The sequence below is a fragment of the Mesorhizobium sp. M6A.T.Cr.TU.014.01.1.1 genome, assembly GCF_004022765.1.
GTDB lineage: Bacteria > Pseudomonadota > Alphaproteobacteria > Rhizobiales > Rhizobiaceae > Mesorhizobium > Mesorhizobium mediterraneum.
In genome coordinates this window covers 1-656 of sequence record NZ_RZPG01000077.1, presented here as the reverse complement: position 1 = coordinate 656, position 656 = coordinate 1, and the positions used below count along the sequence as shown (strand labels likewise).

The following is a 656-nucleotide window of genomic DNA, read 5'->3' as shown; positions in this document are numbered from 1 at the left end:
GGTCCCGACCATGTCGCGCTGCTGGAATGGCTGTGCGCGGCCAAGATCGGCGGCGACAACAACATCGGCAAGGGCATCTACACCCATTTCCTCGACGAGGAAGGCATGGTGCGGGCCGACTTTACCGTCATCCGCATGGCTGACCGTTGTCGTTTGATCGACGGCGCGGACGCCGGTCCGCGCGACTTCCAGTACATGCGCCGCACGGCACAGGACAAAGGCTTCGACGTCACTATCACCGACGTGACCGAGAAATACGTCACTATCGGCATCTGGGGGCCGAACGCCCGGGCGACCTTGCAGAAGGTGGTCGAAAATCCGGACGGGCTCTCTGTTGAGAACTTCCCATTCGCGGCGATCAAGCCGGTCCGGATCGGCGGCAAGGATGTCACCGCTTTCCGCATCTCCTATGTCGGCGAGCAGGGCTGGGAACTGCACATGCGCTACGAGGACGGCCTGGCCGTCTGGGACGCCCTGCGCTCGACCGGCGTGATGCCCTTCGGCGTCGAGACCTATGCCAACACGCGCCGCATGGAAAAGAGCCTGCGCCTGCAGAACGCCGACCTTTTGACCGAGTACAATCTGCTCGAAGCGGATCTCGCCCGTCCGAAGGTCAAGGAGAACGACTTTTGCGGCAAGGCCAGGCATGTAGAGTT

The 656-nt window shown here is 62.3% G+C and carries 1 protein-coding gene; it reads left to right on the top strand.

The genetic code is table 11. From position 1 onward, the window contains the following. A partial coding sequence (locus EN885_RS33020) for an aminomethyltransferase family protein (protein ID WP_164897972.1) occupies nt 1-656 on the top strand: 656 nt, incomplete at both ends.